The 17818-nt window shown below is 72.2% G+C and carries 14 protein-coding genes; 11 read left to right on the top strand and 3 right to left on the bottom strand.

Annotated features, from left to right (window positions below):
* The first annotated feature begins 45 nt into the window (after positions 1-45).
* The 6 genes from ACZ7GX_RS06395 to ACZ7GX_RS06370 all read left to right on the top strand — a co-directional run bounded on the left by ACZ7GX_RS06395 (position 46) and on the right by ACZ7GX_RS06370 (position 6303).
* Positions 46-1221, top strand: coding sequence for a PucR family transcriptional regulator (locus ACZ7GX_RS06395; RefSeq protein ID WP_498773519.1), 1176 nt, complete (start codon positions 46-48; stop codon positions 1219-1221).
* Positions 1222-1394: 173 nt separating this feature from the next.
* Complete coding sequence (locus ACZ7GX_RS06390; RefSeq protein WP_498773517.1) at positions 1395-2345, top strand: ACP S-malonyltransferase; 951 nt, start codon at positions 1395-1397, stop codon at positions 2343-2345.
* An 11-nt stretch (positions 2346-2356) separates the two neighbouring features.
* A complete protein-coding gene (locus ACZ7GX_RS06385) occupies positions 2357-3319 on the top strand; it encodes a beta-ketoacyl-ACP synthase III (protein WP_498774077.1) in 963 nt (320 codons plus the stop codon).
* 61 nt (positions 3320-3380) lie between these two features.
* On the top strand, positions 3381-3620 hold the full coding sequence (locus tag ACZ7GX_RS06380; protein WP_053720023.1) for an acyl carrier protein: 240 nt from the start codon (positions 3381-3383) through the stop codon (positions 3618-3620).
* Positions 3617-4852: a beta-ketoacyl-[acyl-carrier-protein] synthase family protein gene (locus ACZ7GX_RS06375; protein WP_498773514.1), complete on the top strand. Its 1236-nt coding sequence runs from the start codon at positions 3617-3619 to the stop codon at positions 4850-4852. Before ACZ7GX_RS06380 ends, ACZ7GX_RS06375 begins: the two co-directional genes overlap by 4 nt.
* Positions 4853-4875: 23 nt before the next feature.
* Positions 4876-6303: an acyl-CoA carboxylase subunit beta gene (locus ACZ7GX_RS06370; RefSeq protein WP_498773512.1), complete on the top strand. Its 1428-nt coding sequence runs from the start codon at positions 4876-4878 to the stop codon at positions 6301-6303.
* A 103-nt stretch (positions 6304-6406) separates the two neighbouring features.
* Here the strand turns inward: ACZ7GX_RS06370 and ACZ7GX_RS06365 are convergent, their stop codons facing one another.
* Complete coding sequence (locus tag ACZ7GX_RS06365) at positions 6407-6985, bottom strand: hypothetical protein (RefSeq protein ID WP_498773510.1); 579 nt, start codon at positions 6983-6985, stop codon at positions 6407-6409.
* Between the two features lie 498 nt (positions 6986-7483).
* Between ACZ7GX_RS06365 and lanKC the strand changes: the two genes are divergently transcribed.
* From lanKC to ACZ7GX_RS06345, 4 genes are all read left to right on the top strand, one after another.
* Positions 7484-10024: a class III lanthionine synthetase LanKC gene (gene lanKC / locus ACZ7GX_RS06360; protein WP_498773508.1), complete on the top strand. Its 2541-nt coding sequence runs from the start codon at positions 7484-7486 to the stop codon at positions 10022-10024.
* Between the two features lie 34 nt (positions 10025-10058).
* Positions 10059-10223, top strand: coding sequence for a SapB/AmfS family lanthipeptide (locus ACZ7GX_RS06355; RefSeq protein ID WP_230566808.1), 165 nt, complete (start codon positions 10059-10061; stop codon positions 10221-10223).
* Positions 10224-10353: 130 nt separating this feature from the next.
* The gene (locus ACZ7GX_RS06350; RefSeq protein ID WP_498773505.1) at positions 10354-11946 is read left to right on the top strand and encodes an ABC transporter ATP-binding protein; all 1593 of its coding nucleotides are present in this window, start codon (positions 10354-10356) and stop codon (positions 11944-11946) included.
* Positions 11946-13643 carry an ABC transporter ATP-binding protein gene (locus ACZ7GX_RS06345; RefSeq protein WP_498773502.1) on the top strand — a complete coding sequence of 566 codons (1698 nt, stop codon included), beginning with the start codon at positions 11946-11948 and terminating at the stop codon, positions 13641-13643. The genes ACZ7GX_RS06350 and ACZ7GX_RS06345 overlap by 1 nt, the downstream gene beginning before the upstream one ends.
* 342 nt (positions 13644-13985) lie before the next feature.
* On the opposite strand, the gene ACZ7GX_RS06340 is transcribed toward ACZ7GX_RS06345, so the two are convergent.
* Together ACZ7GX_RS06340 and ACZ7GX_RS06335 are read right to left on the bottom strand one after the other, a co-directional pair.
* On the bottom strand, positions 13986-14489 hold the full coding sequence (locus tag ACZ7GX_RS06340; protein WP_123743506.1) for a DUF3145 domain-containing protein: 504 nt from the start codon (positions 14487-14489) through the stop codon (positions 13986-13988).
* 349 nt (positions 14490-14838) lie between these two features.
* Positions 14839-16305, bottom strand: a complete 1467-nt coding sequence (locus ACZ7GX_RS06335) for a S8 family peptidase (protein ID WP_498774075.1) — start codon at positions 16303-16305, stop codon at positions 14839-14841.
* A 212-nt stretch (positions 16306-16517) separates the two neighbouring features.
* Here ACZ7GX_RS06335 and ACZ7GX_RS06330 point away from each other — a divergent pair, with 212 nt between their 5' ends.
* Entirely contained in the window at positions 16518-17765 is a 1248-nt protein-coding gene (locus ACZ7GX_RS06330; protein WP_498773500.1) for a hypothetical protein, read from the top strand.
* The last annotated feature ends 53 nt before the right edge of the window (positions 17766-17818 follow it).

Below are 17818 nucleotides of genomic sequence, written 5' to 3'. Positions count from 1 at the left end.
TCACTCGTTGGTGGCGTTGTGCGCACCCGTGCGATCGTGAGGGGTATGACCAGCTCAACCTCGTTGTCGCGGGCCACCTTGCGAACGCTGCAACGGGCGTCGGGCGACCTGGCCGCGGCGAGCGTGGCCGAGATGGAGGAGCGCCTGCCCTGGTTCCGGCGGATGCCCGCCGACCAGCGGGCGGGCGTGCTGCTGCTGATCCAGAACGGGGTCGCAGGGTTCGTGTCCTGGCTGCACGACCCGCAGCAGGCGATCCGGCTGACCGCCGAGGCGTTCCGCTCCGCGCCCAAGGACATCTCGCGGTGGGTGAGCCTGCGGCAGACCGTGGAGCTGGTGCGGATCGCGCTGGGGCTGTTCGAGGAGCTGCTGCCCAAGCTGGCCGAGAACGAAGCCGAGCGCGCGTTGCTCACCGAGGGCGTGCTGCGGTACGGGAGGGAGATCGCGTTCTCCGCGGCCACGTCGTACGCGGCGGCGGCCGAGGCGCGCGGCGCGTGGGACGCCCGGCTGGAGGCGCTGGTCGTGGACGGCATCGTGCGTGGCGACGCGGAGGAGTCGTTGCTGTCGCGGGCCACCGCGCTCGGCTGGGACCCGGCCGCCGAGGCGACCGTGCTGGTGGGCAACCCGCCGTCGGACGACCCGCCGGCGGTGGTGTTCGAGGTGCGCAGCCGGGCGGCCCGGGTCGGGCGGCCGGTGCTGCTGAGCGTGCAGGGCTCGCGGCTGGTCGTGGTGGTCGGCGGCGAGACGGAGCGCAGCGAGTCGCTGGTGCGGATGTCGGAGGCGTTCGGGCCGGGCCCGGTGGTGGCCGGCCCGACCGTGACGAGCCTGGCCGACGCGCACCGCAGCGCGGGCGACGCGCTGTCCGGGCTGCGGGCCGTCGTGGGGTGGCCCGCCGCGCCACGGCCGGTGCGGTCGCTCGACCTGCTGCCGGAGCGGGCGCTGGCGGGCGACCCGGAGGCCGAGTGGCAGCTGGTCGACCGGGTGGCCAGGCCGCTGGAGGAGGCGAGCGGCTCGCTGCTGGAGACCGTGGACGCGTTCCTCGAGGTGGGCGGCGTGCTGGAGGCGTGCGCGCGGAAGCTGTTCGTGCACCCGAACACGGTCCGCTACCGGCTCAAGCGGGCCACCGAGCTGACCGGGCGCAACGCGAACGACCCCCGTGACGCCCTGGTGCTGCGGGTCGCGCTCGCCGTGGGACGACTGGCCCGTGCCCGCGGTCTTTGGTGACCCGTGCGGACGACCCCCGTCCGAGTGTGACGGACGACGCATCTGGCGTTTGGGCCGGGATCGACAACACGCGACGTCGTTCTACGTTCATCTACGAGTCACATTTGTAGAGACCCTACAAGCCACGGTCTCCGGTTTCGTCAGTGGCGACATCACCGGAAAGCGCCCCGAGCGTGTTCAGTGAGCGGGTGATCGCGCTCCTCGCCCCCGGACAGGGGTCCCAGACACCCGGCATGCTCGCACCCTGGCTCGAGGTCGAGGGTGCCGCCGAGCGCGTTGCCGCGTGGTCCGAGGCAACCGGTCTGGACCTGGCCCGGCTGGGCACCACGGCGGACGCGGACGAGATCAAGGACACCGCCGTCACCCAGCCGCTGGTGGTCGCGCTCGCCCTGCTGGCCTACGAGGAGCTGCGCCGCCGGGTCGAACTGCCCGCCGACACCATCGTCGGCGGCCACTCGGTCGGCGAGCTGGCCGCCGCCGCCATCGCGGGCGTGCTGAGCACCGACGACGCCGTGGCGCTCGCCGCGGTGCGCGGCGCCGAGATGGCCGCCGCCTGCGCGTTGACGCCGACCGGCATGGCCGCGGTGCTCGGTGGCGAGGAGGACGAGGTGCTGGCCCGGCTCGACGAGCTCGGCCTGGTCGGCGCGAACCGCAACGGCGCGGGCCAGATCGTGGCCGCGGGCCCGCTGGACGCGCTGGCCGCGCTCGTGGAGCAGCCGCCCGGCCGGGCGAAGATCCGCACGCTGAAGGTCGCGGGCGCGTTCCACACCCGGTTCATGGCGCCCGCCGAGGAGGCGTTGCGCGCCCGTGCCGCCGGGATCGTGGTGAAGGACGCCGCGCTGCCGCTGCTGTCCAACGCCGACGGCGCGGTCGTGTCCGCCGGCGACGAGGTGCTGAGCCGACTGATCTCCCAGGTGACCCGCCCCGTGCGGTGGGACGCCTGCCAGGCAACCCTGGCCGGGCACGGCGTGACCGCGGTGGTCGAACTGCCGCCCGCGGGCGCGCTGACCGGCCTGGCCAAGCGCGAACTGAAGGGCACACCCACCTTGGGCCTCAAGACCCCCGACCAGCTCGACCAGGTCGTCGAGATGATCACGGCGACACCGTCGGAGGTGGCCGAGTGACCACCTTCTCCATGCCGACCGGCTCGGTCGGCACCCGCATCCTGGGCCTGGGCAGCTACCAGCCCGAGACCATCGTCAGCAACCACGACCTGAGCCTGCGGATGGACACCTCGGACGAGTGGATCCGCGACCGGGTCGGCATCGCCAACCGCCGCGTGGCCAAGCCGGACGAGCTGCTGGTCGACATGGCGGTCGAGGCGGGCGTCAAGGCCGTGGCCGACGCCGGGTTGACGCCGTCGGACATCGGCGCGGTCATCGTGGCCACCTGCACCATGCCGTCCCAGATCCCCAACGCGGCGGCGCAGGTCGCCGACCGGATCGGGATCGCGGGCGCGCCCGCGTTCGACCTGAACGCCGCGTGCGCGGGCTTCTGCTACGCCCTGGGCACCGCGTCGGACCTGGTCCGGGCGGGCACGGCGAAGCACGTGCTGGTCATCGGCGCGGAGAAGCTGACCGACTGGGTCGACCCCGGCGACCGGTCCACCGCGATCATCTTCGCCGACGGCGCGGGCGCGGCGGTCGTGGGTCCGTCCGAGGACCCGGCCATCGGCCCGGTGTCGTGGGGCAGCGCGGGCGACCTCGTCGACATGATCCACATCAAGGACCGGGCGTCGTTCATCTTCCAGGAGGGCCAGTCGGTCTTCCGCTGGGCGACCACGCAGATCGCGCCGATCGCGCTCAAGGCGATCGAGCTGGCCGGCCTGCAGGTGTCCGATGTGGACGTCTTCGTGCCGCACCAGGCGAACCTGCGCATCGTCGAGGCCATCGCGAAGCGGTTGCACGCCAAGGGTGCGCGTGAAGACCTCGTGATCGCGCGTGACATCGTGGACTCCGGCAACACCTCGTCCGCTTCGATCCCCCTCGCGCTGGACCACATGCGCGCGGCGGGAGAGGTGCGCAGCGGTGACGTGGCGCTGCTCGTCGGCTTCGGAGCGGGCCTGTCCTACGCGGGACAGGTCGTCCGGCTGCCGTGACCGCAAATCGAGACTCCGGTGGGACCAACCAGCCGGCGAAGCACGAAGGAAGGGATTTTCAGTGAGCAACGAGGACATCCAGAAGGGGCTCGCCGAGATCGTCGAGGAGGTCGCCGGTGTCGAGGCGGCCGACGTGACGGCTGACAAGTCCTTTGTGGACGACCTGGACATCGACTCGCTGTCCATGGTGGAGATCGCCGTGCAGGCCGAGGACAAGTTCGGCGTGAAGATCCCGGACGACGAGCTGGCCAACCTCAAGACCGTGGGCGATGCGGTCAACTACATCGCCAGCAACGCATGACCAGTAGCAACGACGTCGTCGTCACCGGGCTGGGTGCCACCACCCCGCTCGGTGGCGATGTCGCCTCCACCTGGGATGCGCTCCTGGCCGGCCGCAGCGGTGTGAAGCCGCTGATCGGTGGCTTCGCGGAGCGGTTCGAGCTGCCCGTGCGGATCGCCGCGCAGCTCGCGGTCGAGCCGACCGAGGTGCTGCCGCGCGTCGAGGCGCGCCGGCTGGACCGCTGCGAGCAGGTCGCGGTGGTCGCCGCCCGCCAGGCGTGGGCGGACTCGGGGCTCGGCGAGGACGAGGTCGACCTGGAGCGGCTGGGTGTCGTGATCGGCACCGGCATCGGCGGCGCGATGACGCTGCTGGACCAGGACGACCTGATCGAGGCGTCCGGCCTGCGCAAGGTCTCGCCGCTGACCGTGCCGATGCTCATGCCCAACGGCCCGGCCGCGCACGTCGGCCTCGCCCTCAAGGCGCGCGCGGGCGTGCACGCGCCGGTGTCGGCCTGCGCGTCCGGCGCCGAGGCGCTGGCCTGGGCGTGGCGGATGCTCAAGACCGGCGAGGCGGACGTGGTCGTGGCCGGTGGCGCGGAGGCGTGCATCACCACCATCACCATGGCGGGCTTCATCCAGGCCCGGACCATGAGCACCCGCAACGACGACCCGGAACGCGCGTCGCGCCCGTTCGACGTCAACCGGGACGGGTTCGTGCTCGGCGAGGGCGCCGGGATCATGGTGCTGGAGCGCGAAGACTTCGCCCGCGCCCGCGGCGCCCGGATCTACGGCAAGCTCGCGGGCATCGGCACCACCTCCGACGGCTACCACATCACCGCGGCCGACCCGGAGGGCATCGGTCAGTCCCGGGCCATCACGAAGGCGCTCCGCTCCGCGGACGTCGACCCGGCCGACGTCGGCCACGTCAACTGCCACGCGACGTCCACCCCGGTGGGCGACGTGATCGAGCCGCAGGCCGTGCGCCGCGCGATCGGCGACCACCCGGTGCTGACCGCGCCCAAGGGCAACCACGGCCACCTGCTCGGCGCCTCGGGCGCGGTGGAGGCGATCACCACGCTGCTGTCGGTCCGCGACGGCATCGTGCCGCCGACGCTGAACCTGGACGACCAGGACCCGAGGGTGCAGCTGGAGGTCGTGACCGGCGAGCCGCGCAAGATCGAGCTGAGCGCCGCGGTGAACAACTCGTTCGGGTTCGGCGGGCACAACGTGTCGCTCGTCTTCACCCAGGCCTGATCCGTCCCACGAGGAGCTCCGCGATGACTGCCCTTGCGTCCAGGCCGGTGGACCCGGTCGCGGACGGCGACGCCGACCCGCGCGATCCGGAGGTCCGGCTCGCGCAACTGCTCGACCCGGGGTCCGTCGCACCGCTGCGGCCCCGCGACGGCAGCGGCATGTTCGCCGTGCGCGGCCGGATCAACGGCGCGAAGGTGGTCGCGTACTGCAGCGACGCCACGCGGATGGGTGGCGCGCTCGGTTCCGAGGGGTGCCGGCACATCGTCGAGGCGATCGACGTCGCGGTGCGCGAGCGCACACCGGTGATCGGCGTCTGGCACTCCGGCGGCGCGCGGCTGCCGGAGGGCGTGGAGTCGTTGGACGGCATGGGCCAGATGTTCGCCGCGATGATCCGGGAGTCCGGCCGGGTGCCGCAGATCTCCGTGGTGGTCGGCCCGGCGGCGGGCGGTGGGGCGTACGGCCCGGCGCTGACCGACGTGGTGATCATGGCTCCGGCCGGCAAGGTCTTCGTGACCGGGCCGGACGTGGTCCGCTCGGTGACCGGCGAGCAGATCGACATGGACGGTCTCGGCGGCGCGGAGGCGCACGGGCGCAAGTCCGGTGTCGTGCACGTGATCGCGGACGACGAGCCGGACGCCTACGAGCGGGCGCGGCGGATCACCGGGCTGTTCGCCCAGCCCGGCGTGTTCGACCTGCACTCGGTGCCGGACGGCGACGACCTGCGGGCGTTGCTGCCGGAGCAGCCGCAGCGGGCCTACGACGTCAAGCCGCTGGTGCGGGCGATCCTGGACGACGACTCGTTCGAGGAGTTGCAGGCCAAGTGGGCGCCGAACGTCGTGGTCGGCCTCGGTCGGCTCGGCGGGCGCACGGTCGGCGTGATCGCGAACAACCCGATCCGCAAGGGCGGGTGCCTCGACTCGCTGTCGGCGGAGAAGGCGGCGCGGTTCGTGCGGATGTGCGACGCGTTCGGCGTGCCGCTGCTGGTGCTGGTGGACGTGCCCGGGTACTTGCCGGGCGTCGGCCAGGAGTGGGACGGCGTGGTGCGGCGCGGCGCGAAGCTGCTGCACGCGTTCGGCGAGGCGGTCGTGCCGCGGGTGACGTTGGTGACGCGCAAGTCGTACGGCGGCGCGTACATCGCGATGAACTCGCGGTCGCTCGGCGCGACGGCGGTGTTCGCGTGGCCGATCGCCGAGGTGGCCGTGATGGGCGCCAAGGCCGCGGTCGGCATCCTGCACCGCAAGAAGCTGGCCGCCGTGCCGGACGAGGAGCGCGAGGCGTTGCACGCGCGGCTCGTCGAGGAGCACGAGCGGATCGCGGGCGGCGTGGACCGGGCGATCGCGATCGGCGTGGTGGACGAGGTCGTCGAGCCGACCAGGACGCGGCGCAAGTTGGCGCAGGCCCTCGCGGCGGCGCCGGCGGGCCGGGGCGCGCACGGCAACATCCCGCTGTAGGGGGTGCCGGCGTTCGGTGGGGTCGCCGCAGTCGGGGGGCGACCCCACTGCCGCGTGTTCCGAACGTCCGGCTCGGGGGTCCTGAACGCAGGGACACGCGTGGTCAGCAGGCGGTGAACTGGGAGGTCGAGCCCTCGGTCCCGAGGTCGACCCGGAACGCGCCCCGTTCCTCCTGCAAGGGGTAGACGACGCGCCAATGGATGCAGTCGGCCTGGAGCTCGGCCGGCGCCTTGACCACGTCCTGGGTGCTGGTGAACGTCATCAGCACCCGCAGCCTGCTCTGCGAGACCGACTCGATCCGGTGCACCAGGATCGACCCGTCCCGCGAGCTCTCGTAGTCCGACAGCCACCGCGACTTCGGCGTCTGGCCGACCCGGTGCGCGGTCACGGTCTTGGCCCACTGCTCGTAGTCGTGGCCGTTGATCGCGTCGAAGAACTGCTGGAGCACCTCGCGCACGCGCTGGCCGTCGGGGTGCTGCGCCGCGTCGACGCTCAGCTGCACGACCCCGCTGCCCGGCTGCGCGCTGCGGGGCACCGAACCGGACTGCCCCGAACCGGGCGCCGCGACCTGGTCGCCCTGGGGCACGGTGGGCCGCTGGTAGGCCTCACGCGCCAGCACGCCGACGCCCGCGGTCGTGGCGGCGATCAGGAGCACGGCGGGCAGCAGCAGGCGTGCGGACACCCTTGGAGGGTGCCACAGCACCCGCACGTGCCGGTAACCACCCGGACGGCCCAGCGGATGACCCGCACAATGCGGTTTGAACGCCCGGACACCACTACCCACAATGACCATCAACCGGTCGAATCCGCACTTTCCCGCAATATAGGGACGACACCGTCCCGAATAGCCGGAACAGAACCCGACCGGCTCTTGCGACACGCTCCGTGACCGATCCCGCAATTCAGCGGAGAAGCCTCGAAACCGCAGGTGAGCACCGTCGAACGCGAAGAACGATCGCGTTTCGTTTAGTCTCCTCCGGTAGGAGGTTTCCGCACTCTCGTGAGGCTAAACATCGCGATCGGGTGACTTCTGAGCACCTATACCCACCTGCAGTGCGAAACCGAGCCCTACTCATTCGCACGAACGGACGTCAACACCCCCCGAAATGGTGGATTGGCTTGTCCGCCACCGGCGTGCGGGAATATCCCGGTCCCGCAAATCGCAAGGAGGCGAATCCCCGTGGACCTCCGCTATGAGGCCTACTGCTTCGCGGACCGTCTGTTCTACGACGTGCAAAGCCACGCGGAAACCGCCGAAGACGATTTTTCGCAAGTGCTCCCCGCGTTGCCGGAAGGGTGGACGCAGGGTGACCGCAACATCTGGCGGCACGTGCACCCCGAAGGCGTCGCACTGCCCAAGCAGGGCTGGAAGGTGCACGTCTCGGCCACCGTGCTCAACGCGGGCGAAGTGCTGCTGAAGTCCTACGAGTACCTCATCGCGCGCCGCATCCCCTTCAAATACCTGCGCACCCGGTCGATCGTGCTGGCCCGCAACTCGAAGTACGCGCCGCGCGAGGGCAGCGGCAAGCTCATCACCATCTACCCGGCCGACGAAGCGGAACTGGAGTCGACGCTCCTCGAGTTGTCCGAGATCCTCGACGGCCAGGCGGGCGCGTACATCCTCAGCGACCTCCGCTACGGCGCCGGCCCGTTGTTCGTCCGCTACGGCGGGTTCGTCGAGCAGTGGCTGGAGCGGGACGGCAAGCGCGTGCTGGCCATCGAGGGCCCCGACGGCGCGCTCGTGCCCGACCAGCGCAAGGCGACGTTCTGGCTGCCGGACTGGGTGAAGCTGCCCGCGTGCCTGGAGGAGCACCTGGCCGTGCGCCGGTCCGGTGACGCCGACGCGTTCCCGTACCGGGTGGTCCAGTCGCTGCACTTCTCCAACGGCGGCGGTGTGTACGAGGCCGTCCGCAAGGCCGACGAGACCCAGGTCGTGCTCAAGGAAGCCAGGCCGCACGCCGGGCTGGACCGCGAGAACGTCGACGCGGTGGCCCGGCTGCGCCGGGAGCACGCGATGCTGACCAGGGTCGCCGGGGTGCCCGGCGTGCCCGAGGTCTACGAGCACTTCACCGCCTGGGAGCACGAGTTCGTGGCCATGGCCCGGGTGCCGGGCGTCCCGCTCGGCCAGTGGCTGGGCCACAACTACCCGCTCACGCACCACGAGGTCACCGACGAGGCGATCACCGCCTACGCCGAGCGCGCCCTCAAGCTGGTCGCCGACATCGAGCGGATCGTGGCCGCGGTGCACGAGCGCGGTGTCGTGTTCAGCGACCTGCACCCGCTCAACGTGCTGGTGGACGACGACGACTCGGTGTCGCTGATCGACTTCGAGCTGGCGTTCGGCATCGAGGAGAACGGCAGGCCGACGCTCGGCGCGCCGGGCTTCCAGGCGCCGCCGGACCGCACCGGCTTCGAGATCGACGAGCACGCGCTCGCCGCGTTGCGGCTCTACGTCTTCCTGCCGCTCAACGCCGTGATCGAACTGGCGCCGGTGAAGCTGCGCTCGCACGTCGACTTCGTCCAGCGCCGGTTCGGCCTGCCCGACGAGTATTGCGCGAAGATCCTCGCCCACCTGACGCCGCGCGGCGACACGCCGACCGTCGCCGCCGCCAACGCGCTGGAGGTGCCCGAACCCGACTGGCAGGTGGTGCGCAAGTCGATCGCCGCGGGCATCCTGGCCAGCGCCACGCCCCAGCGCACCGACCGGCTGTTCCCCGGCGACGTCGAGCAGTTCGAGGTCGGCGGCGCGGGGTTCGGCTACGGCGCGGCCGGCGTGCTGCACGCGTTGGACGTGACCGGCATGGGCCGCTACCCGGAGCACGAGCAGTGGCTGCTGGACGCGGTGCGCCGCGAGCCGCCGAAGGAGCCCGGCTTCTTCACCGGCGCGCACGGCATCGCGCACGTGCTGGAGAACTTCGGCCACCACGACCTGGCCGGGGAACTGGTCGCCTCCTACGCGCAGATGGTGCCCGACACCCGCGACCACGGCCTCAGCGCCGGTCTCGCCGGCATCGGCCTGAACCTCCTGCACTTCGCGGGCACGCGGGACGACGAGTCCTACGCGACCCAGGCGCTCGAGCTGGGCGAACGGCTCGACACCGCGCTCGCGAACGCCGAGCCGCCCGGCCCGAAGGCACGTGCGGGCTTCGAGCACGGCTGGTCCGGCCCGGCGCTGCTGTTCCTCCGGCTGTTCCAGCACACCGACGACCGCCGCTGGCTCGACCTCGGCGTGCGGGCGCTGGAACGGGACCTGGCCGAGACGATGACCGCGCTGGACGGCTCGACGCAGGTCCGCGACGGCAACTTCCGCACCCTGCCGTACGTCGGCGTGGGCAGCGCGGGCATCGCGCTGGTGCTCAACGAGTTCCGCCTCGCCGCGCCCGACCTCCCGGTCGTCGAACGCCTGCCGGAGCTGGTCGGCGGCACGACCGGCGAGTTCGTGATCCAGCCGGCGCTGATGCTCGGCCGGGCCGGCCTACTGGCCACCCTGGCCCACGCGAACGGACCGCGGACCGCGATCGACCGGCACCTCGCCGCCCTGTCCTGGCACGCCGTGCCGTACCAGGAGGGCCTGGCGTTCCCCGGCATCCAGTTGCGGCGGCTCTCGATGGACCTCGACACCGGCGGCGCGGGCGTGCTGCTCGCCCTCGGCGCCACCTTGGACGGCACACCCGTGCTGCCGTTCCTCACAGCCCCGGCCCTCTCGGACCGGTCGCAGTAACCCTTTTCGATCCCCCGAAACACTAGGAGCGACAATGGACTTCATCCTCGACATGCAGGACCTCGAGACCCCCGAGGCCCAGTCGAACGCGATGGCCAGCGGCGGCAGCAGCGGCGGTGGCGGCGGCAGCACCACGGCGTCCAACGCCTCCCTGCTGCTCCCCTGCAGCCACTCCACCGTCAGCCTGGTCCTCTGCTGACCTCCCGCCACGCGGGTCCGGGTGAGCGGCGCAGTCGAAGTGCGCCGCTCACCCGGCTTTTTCCACCGCGAGATCGCCTCGCGAGGTCATGATGCGCCCAACCGCGGCAATCGCCTAGGAGTCCCAGATCGTGGTGCTGTCCGCCGTCGTCCGTCGCGATCTCCGGTGGCTGCTGCTGGCGCTGAACGCGCTGCCCGCCACCGTCGCCGGGCTGCTCCTGCCCACCGCGCTGGCCTCGGCCGTCGACATGGCGCTGGGCGGTCGGCTGGACAGCGGCACGGTGTGGTGGCTGGTCGGGCTCGCCGGCGTGGAGGTGCTCGGCGACGCGATCGGCGTGGTGCTGGCCGCGGCGATCACCGCGCGCGGCGCGGCCTGGCTGCGCCACCGCCTGACCGCCCACCTGCTCGCGCTGGGCCACCCGGCCCGCTTCGAGCCCGGTGACGCGGTGAGCAGGCTGACCGGCGACAGCGCGATCGCGGGCGGTGTCTCCGTGCTCGCGGTCAACCTGGGCATCTCGGTGGTCACCGCCGCCGGCGCGATCACCGCGTTGGCGCTGCTGGACTGGCGGCTCGCGCTGGTGTTCCTGCTCAGCGTGCCCCTGGCGGCCCTGCTGGTCCGCTCCCACCTCCGCCTCACGGCGGCCGACGTCGCGACTTATCAAGAGGTGTCAGGCGAGTTGTCCGCACGACTGGTGGACGCCGTCGGCGGCCTGCGCACGATCGCCGCCTCCGGCCGCGCCGACCAGGAAGCCGACCGCGTCCTGCGCCCGCTCCCCCGGCTGACCGCCGCCGGCGTCGGCATGTGGAGCACCCAGGCGCGGATGATCTGGCGGGCCGGCCTCCTGCTGCCCGCCGTGGAGCTGGCCGTCCTGACCGCCGCCGGCTTCGGCGTGGTCGCGGGCCGGCTGAGCGTCGGCGACGTCCTGGCCGCACTCGGCTACGTCGCACTGGGCATGACCGTCGTCGGCCAAACCGCCCTGCTCACCGCCCTCCAGCGGGCCAGGGCATCCGCCCGACGACTGGAGGAAGTCCTCTCCACCCCCGTGCCGCCCCACTCGCCACCAAGCCCGACCACGACCGGCGAAGTGGTGCTGACCGGCGTGAACGTCCCGGGCGCGCTGCACGACGTCGACCTGACCGTGCCCCCCGGGACCTTCGTCGCCGTGGTGGGCCGGTCCGGCTCGGGCAAGTCCGCGCTGGCGGCGGTGATCGGCGGCCTGACCCAGCCGTCGACCGGGCAGGTCCGGCGAGGCGGATCCGTCGGCTACGCCTTCGAACGCCCCGCGCTGGTCGGCGCCACCGTCGCCGACGCCGTCCGCTACGGCACCTCGCTGACCCGGGCCGACGTGGAAGCGGCCTGCCGCGCCGCCCAGGTCCACGACGTCGTGGTGCGCCTGCCCGAGGGTTACGACACCCCGATGGCCACCGCGCCGATGTCCGGCGGCGAGGCGCAACGGCTCGGCCTGGCCAGGGCGTTCGTGCGCGACCCGGCCGTCCTCGTGCTCGACGACGCCACGGCCAGCCTCGACATGGTCACCGAGTCCACTGTGGAGCGCGCGGTCGAGTCGGCCCTGCCCGGCCGGACGCGGGTGGTCGTGACCCACCGCGCCGCCACCGCCCGCCGTGCGGACACCGTCGTCTGGCTGGACGACGGCCGGGTGCGCGCGGTGGGACCGCACGCCGAGCTGTGGGACGACGACGAGTACCGGGCGGTGTTCGGCTGATGACCTACCTGCGGGCGTTGCGCGAACAACGGCGCGGCATCGTGGTGCTCCTCGGCTGGTCGGTGCTCGAAGGCGTGCCCGCCCTGCTCTCCGGCCGCCTGGTCGGCCTGGCCGTGGACCGCGGCTTCGCCGCCGGCCGCCCGTGGGTCGGCGTCGGCTGGCTGCTGCTCTTCGCCGCGGTGGCGGTGCTCGGCGGCTTCGGGCTGCGCCAGGTCTTCATGCGCTTGGGTGCGGTCGTCGAACCACTGCGCGACGCCCTGGTGCGCCAAGTGGTGCGCGGCGTCCTGCACGCGGGCTCGCAAACCCGCCAACCGGACGCCAGCGCCGTCGCCCGGATCACCCGGCACGTCGAAGTGGTCCGCGACGCCACCGCCGGCGTCCTGGTCCAGGCCCGCGCCCTCCTGGTGACCACCGCCGCCGCCCTGATCGGCCTCGCCGCCACGGTCACGTCCCTGGCCTGGCTCGTGATCCTGCCCGTGATCGCCGCCCTGATCCTGTTCACCCTCCTGCTCCCCTCCCTGGCCCGCCGTCAACGCACCCTCGTCCTGGCCGACGAACAAGCCGCCGCCGTCGCCGGCACGGTGTTCCTCGGCATCCGCGACGTCACCGCCCTGACCGGCGCCGACCACGCCCTCCGCGACGTGGCGGAGCAGGTGGACCGCCAGGCCTCCGCCACCGTCCGGATGGCCTTCGCCACCGCGCTGCGCGGCGTCGTGATCGCTTTGGGCGGCTTCGCCCCACTGGTGTTGTTGCTGCTCATGGCCCCAGGAATGGTCCGCGCGGGAACCCTGACGGTCGGCGACGTCCTCGCCGCCGTGGTCTACCTGAGCACCAGCGTCCAGCCCGCACTGCGCCGCCTGGCCGACACGACCAGCACCATCGTGCTGCGGCTCGTGGTGGCGTTGCGCCGGCTGGCCGAGGCCGCACCACCGATCGCCGCGCCGGCCGGCGACGCCATCCCCGAGAGCAACGACCTGGAACTGCACGGCGTGACGTTCGGCTGGAGCCCCACGGCCGAACCCGTCGTCCGCTCCCTGGACCTCGCCCTACCGGAAGGTTCCCACCTGGCCGTGATCGGCCCGAGCGGCATCGGCAAGTCCACCTTGGCCGGCCTGATCACGGGCATGGTGGAACCACAGGAGGGACTCGTGCGCTTCGGCGGCGTCCCCGTGCGCTCCGTCGCCCCCGAAGCGCGCCACGAGCGAATCGCCCTCGTCCCCCAAGAGACCTACCTCTTCACGGGCACCGTCCGCGAGAACCTGGCACTCCTCGCACCAACCGCATCGGACGCCGCCCTGCTGACAGCCGCCGAAGCCGTCGGCGCATCAGCCCTGATCACCAAGCTGGGCGGCCTCTCCGGAACCGTGGGCCACTCCGCCGGCGGCCTCTCCGCCGGAGAAGCCCAACTCCTGGCGTGCGCCCGCGTCTACGCCTCACCTGCCGACGTGGTGATCCTGGACGAGGCAACCTCAGCCCTCGACCCGTCCGCGGAAGCCCGGGTGGAACAGGCCTTCGCCACCCGCCACGGCACCCTGATCGTGATCGCCCACCGCCTCTCCTCGGCCCTGCGGGCAAACCTGGTCCTCCTGATGGACGGCGGCCCACCACTGCTGGGCAACCACGACGACCTACTGGCCACCTCGCCCCTCTACCGGGACCTCATGGCCGCCTGGCAACCAACCCCAACCGCCTCCTGACCCACCCACCACCACGCCCCAAACGCCACAACAGCCCGCAGCGCCCACCCATGCCGCGCCGCACCACCCCACAACGGCCCCGCAACCGCCCCACCAGGGCCGCCACCCATCACCCACCCACAACGGACCCGCAACTCCCCCACCCAGGCCCGATTTGACATGGGTTCGGGTGCTTTAGGCTGGTCGAAGCCGGCAGGCCTGGCGGGACGCTTTTCCCCGCCGGGCCTGCCGGCTTTGGCCTGCCTGGAGTGCCCGTAAGGGCCCCATGTCAAATCGAGCCGGACCTGACCCGAGCAGCCGAACCTGGGCGTGACCATCGAACCGACCGCAACAGATCGGCCGTCATCCAACCCGGTGCAACCAAGTCACCGGCGCGCCATCGCCCGCCCGCCGGAACGGTTCCAGGGCGTCATCCCAGGCCGCGCCCAAGATCTCATCCACCCCGTGCGCGAATGACTCGCCACCTCTACTCCGCGCGGCCAGCGCTCGGAGTTGGTCTTCTGAAACAACTATGTCGCCGTTGGCACTGGTGCGCGCGTGCCACAACCCCAACACGGGCGCGAAGCAGTACCTCACGCCGTCCACTCCCGGACTCGGGTCTTCCGTCACCTCGAACCTGAGCATCGGCCACGCCCTGAGCGCGGACACGAGTCGGGCACCGGTGCCGGCATCACCGGTCCAGTTGCATTCGGCGCGCAACTGACCAGGCGCCGCGGGTTGCGCCGCCCACTTGAGGTCCGCTCGCTCACCGAGGGTGCCCGAGATCGCCCACTCGACGTGCGGACAGACCGCAGACGGCGACGAGTGGACGTAGACCACGCCACTGCTGCTGCCACGGGTGCTCACAGCTGACCTCCGCTACTCGACGAGGGACGTCTTCCCCTACGACCTCTCGAGGATGCGGACGATCTTGCGAATTCCCGACTTGGTCATTCTGCCCGCTACGGCACCAGTCCGCCATAAGAACCATCGCGTTCCTCACCCAGGCGGGTCAGATACAGGACTTTCGACCCTAAATCAGCGACCTCGCGACCCGAGACCGGGCCGCGAGGTCACTTTCCGGGATCACCCCGGCACGTTCACGTGATCTTCAGGCCGCCGCAGCGGCACCAACCACAGCCGGACCGACCACCGCCGGACCAACCACAGCGGCACCAACCCGCGATCACACCGCCCGCGATCACACCGCCCGCGATCACACCGCCCCCAACGCCCTCACCGCCGCCACCACGTCGACCAACCCCGTCCCCTTGTCGTAGCTGGTCGTGTACGGCCCGACGACCTGGTACCCCGACCCCACCCCCGCCGCGTACTTGTACGCCGTCGACTTCAACGCCGCCTCGACCTGCCCGGCCGTCGCACCGGACCTGGCCTGGAACAGTTGCGCCACGATGCCGGTGATGTGCGGCGCCGCCATCGACGTGCCGCTGATCGTGTTGAACGTGCCGACATCCAGCAACCCCGGCCCGTTCTGCGGCTGCAACCCGGTCGCGCAGATCACCAGGTACGGCCGGCACGCCGACGTGATGTCCTCACCGGGCGCGGAGATGTCCGGCCACGTCGACGAGTCCGTCGCCAGCCCGCGCGACGAGTACTCCGACACCGCGCCGTCACGCGTCCCCGTGCCCAGGTCGTGGTACGACGCCACCGACAGCACACCGGGCGTCGGGTCCTGACCGGCCGGGTTGGACAGGTTCGCGCTCCCGTCGCCGCCGTCGTTGCCGTTCGCCCACACCGTCACGACGCCCTCGGCCGCCAGCGCCCGCTGCAACTTGACCGTCGTCGAGTTCGGGTCGAACGCGCCGCCGCCGGACGGTCCGTACGAGTTGTTGACCGCCTTGATCGGCGGGCAGACCGACGCCGGGACACCCGCGCCGCACGGCGCCCGGTGGTTCTCCAGCACCCAGTTCAACGCCGCGTCGGCCCCGATGATGAACAGCACCGCGCCGGTCGAGATCACCACGGCCTTCGCACCCGGCGCCGCGCCGCGCACCACCGTGCCGTCGCTCAACGTCGTGTCACCGCCGACCGCGATCCCGGTGACGTGCGTGCCGTGCCCGCCCACCGACAACAGATCCGTGTCGACCGACGTCGGCACGTCGAGGATGCACCCGGTCCCCGCGCTCGCTTCGTCCAGGCACACGCTCTTCAGGTTGCGCACGATCTTGGTCTGGCCGTTCGCCTGCCGGAACGCCGGGTGCGTCGGGTCCACGCCCGAGTCGATCACCGCGACCGTGACGCCGCTGCCGTCCAACGCCAGCCCGTTCGCGCCGGTCAGGGTCTGCCGCGCCGCCAGCCCGCGGGTCGCCGTGTGCGACGTCGACCCGGTGAACTCGATCGGCCGGTTCGCCTCGACGTACGTCACGCCGACCGCCGACCGCGCGGCCGTGATCTGCGCGGCGGTGCCGCGCGCCGCGACCACGCCGATCCGGTCGAAACCGGTGATCCGGCTGAGCCCGGCCTCCCTCACCGCCCTCTCGGCGGCCGCGAGATCGGCGCCGTGGACGAACACCGTCCCGGCCCGACCACCGGACAGTTCACCACTGGACAGCTGGCTGGCGAGCAACGTCGACACGGGGGCGAGCAGGCCGGCGGAGGCGGACGGAACGACCGCTACCGACAGTGCCAGCGTGCCCGCCGCGAGCAGGGCGGCTTTGCGCATCACGGACAAACCTCCAATGCAGGGTTAAGCAACCCCTTAACGAGTCACACACGTTCAGGTGATGGTCGTCACGCAACGTCATCTCCAGCGATGCGCGCGACCGGCCGTCCCCCCACGGCGCTACCGTGTCCGACCGTGTGGAACGCCGAACGTCAGACCGGGTGGAACGCCGACGCGTGGACCGCCGAGCGGCGCGAGCTCGTGGTGATCCCGTGCGGCTGATCCGACTCGGGACCGAACCCTCCGCGGTGGGCGCCGACGTGCGCGCCGCGTTGAGCACCTGGGGCAACGGCGACGCCGTGCTCGGCGGTGTCGCGCTGCTCGGGGTCCGCCCGCCGGACAGCCCGCGCGACCTGGACGCGGTGATCGTGCTGCCGCGCGGCGTGCTGGTGGTCGTCGGCGTGGACCTGCCGGACCCGGCCATGCGGCTGGAGGCGCCGCTCAACGGGCAGTGGAAGATCGACGGCTGGCCGCTGACCCGCCCGGACGGCGCGACGAGCCCGGCCGCCGAAGCGCTCGGGGCCACCACCGCCGTCGCCCGCCGCATCCAGGACATGCGCGGCGAACCGCTGCCGGTCACCACCGTGGTGGCCGTCGGCCCGTACGTGGGCCAGGTCGTGCAGTCGACCGTCGACCTGAACCGCGGCGTGCGCGTCCTGCACCCGAAGCCGACCACGCTGCTCGCCGCCGCGCGCGAGCTGGCCACCAGCGACCGGCCGTGCTCGGCCGAGCACGCCGCCAAGCTGGTCGCCGTCCTGGCGCCGACCGGGGCGCCGCCCACCCGCCAGCACCTGATCGCCGAGGGCTTCTCCGACGCCGCGGCCGACCTGGCGTCCGCCAGCACGATGCTGCTGCCGAAGGTCACGCCCCCGCCGGCCCGCCGCAAGGCGCTGCCCTACGCGGCCGGAGCGGTCGTCGCCGTGCTGCTGGTCATCGCCTTGATCGTCTCGCTGTCGTCGGGCGACACGGCGGACAGCTCGACGACCACCACGCCGACGCCGCAGCCGACCACGGTCGTGGTGGACGGCCGGAACTTCTCACCGCGCGGCGCGGACCGGACCGACGACTGCGCCTCGCACGCGTTCGGCGACGTCCGGGGGTGGCTGACCGGGCACCTGTGCATGCAGCTTCGGCGTGCCCAGTACGAGACCACAGTGGACGGCCGCAAGGTCGGCGTCGCGATCGCGGAGCTGAGCCTGCCCGACGCGACCCGGGCGACCGAGCTGCACGCGGTCGCGTCGGCGGCGGGCTCGGGCGGCATCACCACCCTCGTCAAGGAGGGCAAGGGCTGGCCGGGCGGTCCGGCGACGTTCGACCGGTCGGCGATCCGAGTGTCGGCGAAGGGCGCGCAGCTGCGCATCACGCAGGCGGTGTGGACCGAGGGCGGGCAGGACCCGGCCGACCCGAAGCTGGCCGAGATCGCCGATCAAGCCCTGCGGCTGCCCGCCTCGCAGGGGTGAGCGGTCGCCGGGCTTGATCAGCGCACGAACGAGGACCAACTCGAAACCGGCGA

This window comes from Actinosynnema sp. NPDC037264, from assembly GCF_055603705.1.
Note: the sequence above shows the minus strand (reverse complement) of the source record. Positions and strands in the feature narration are given on the sequence as shown.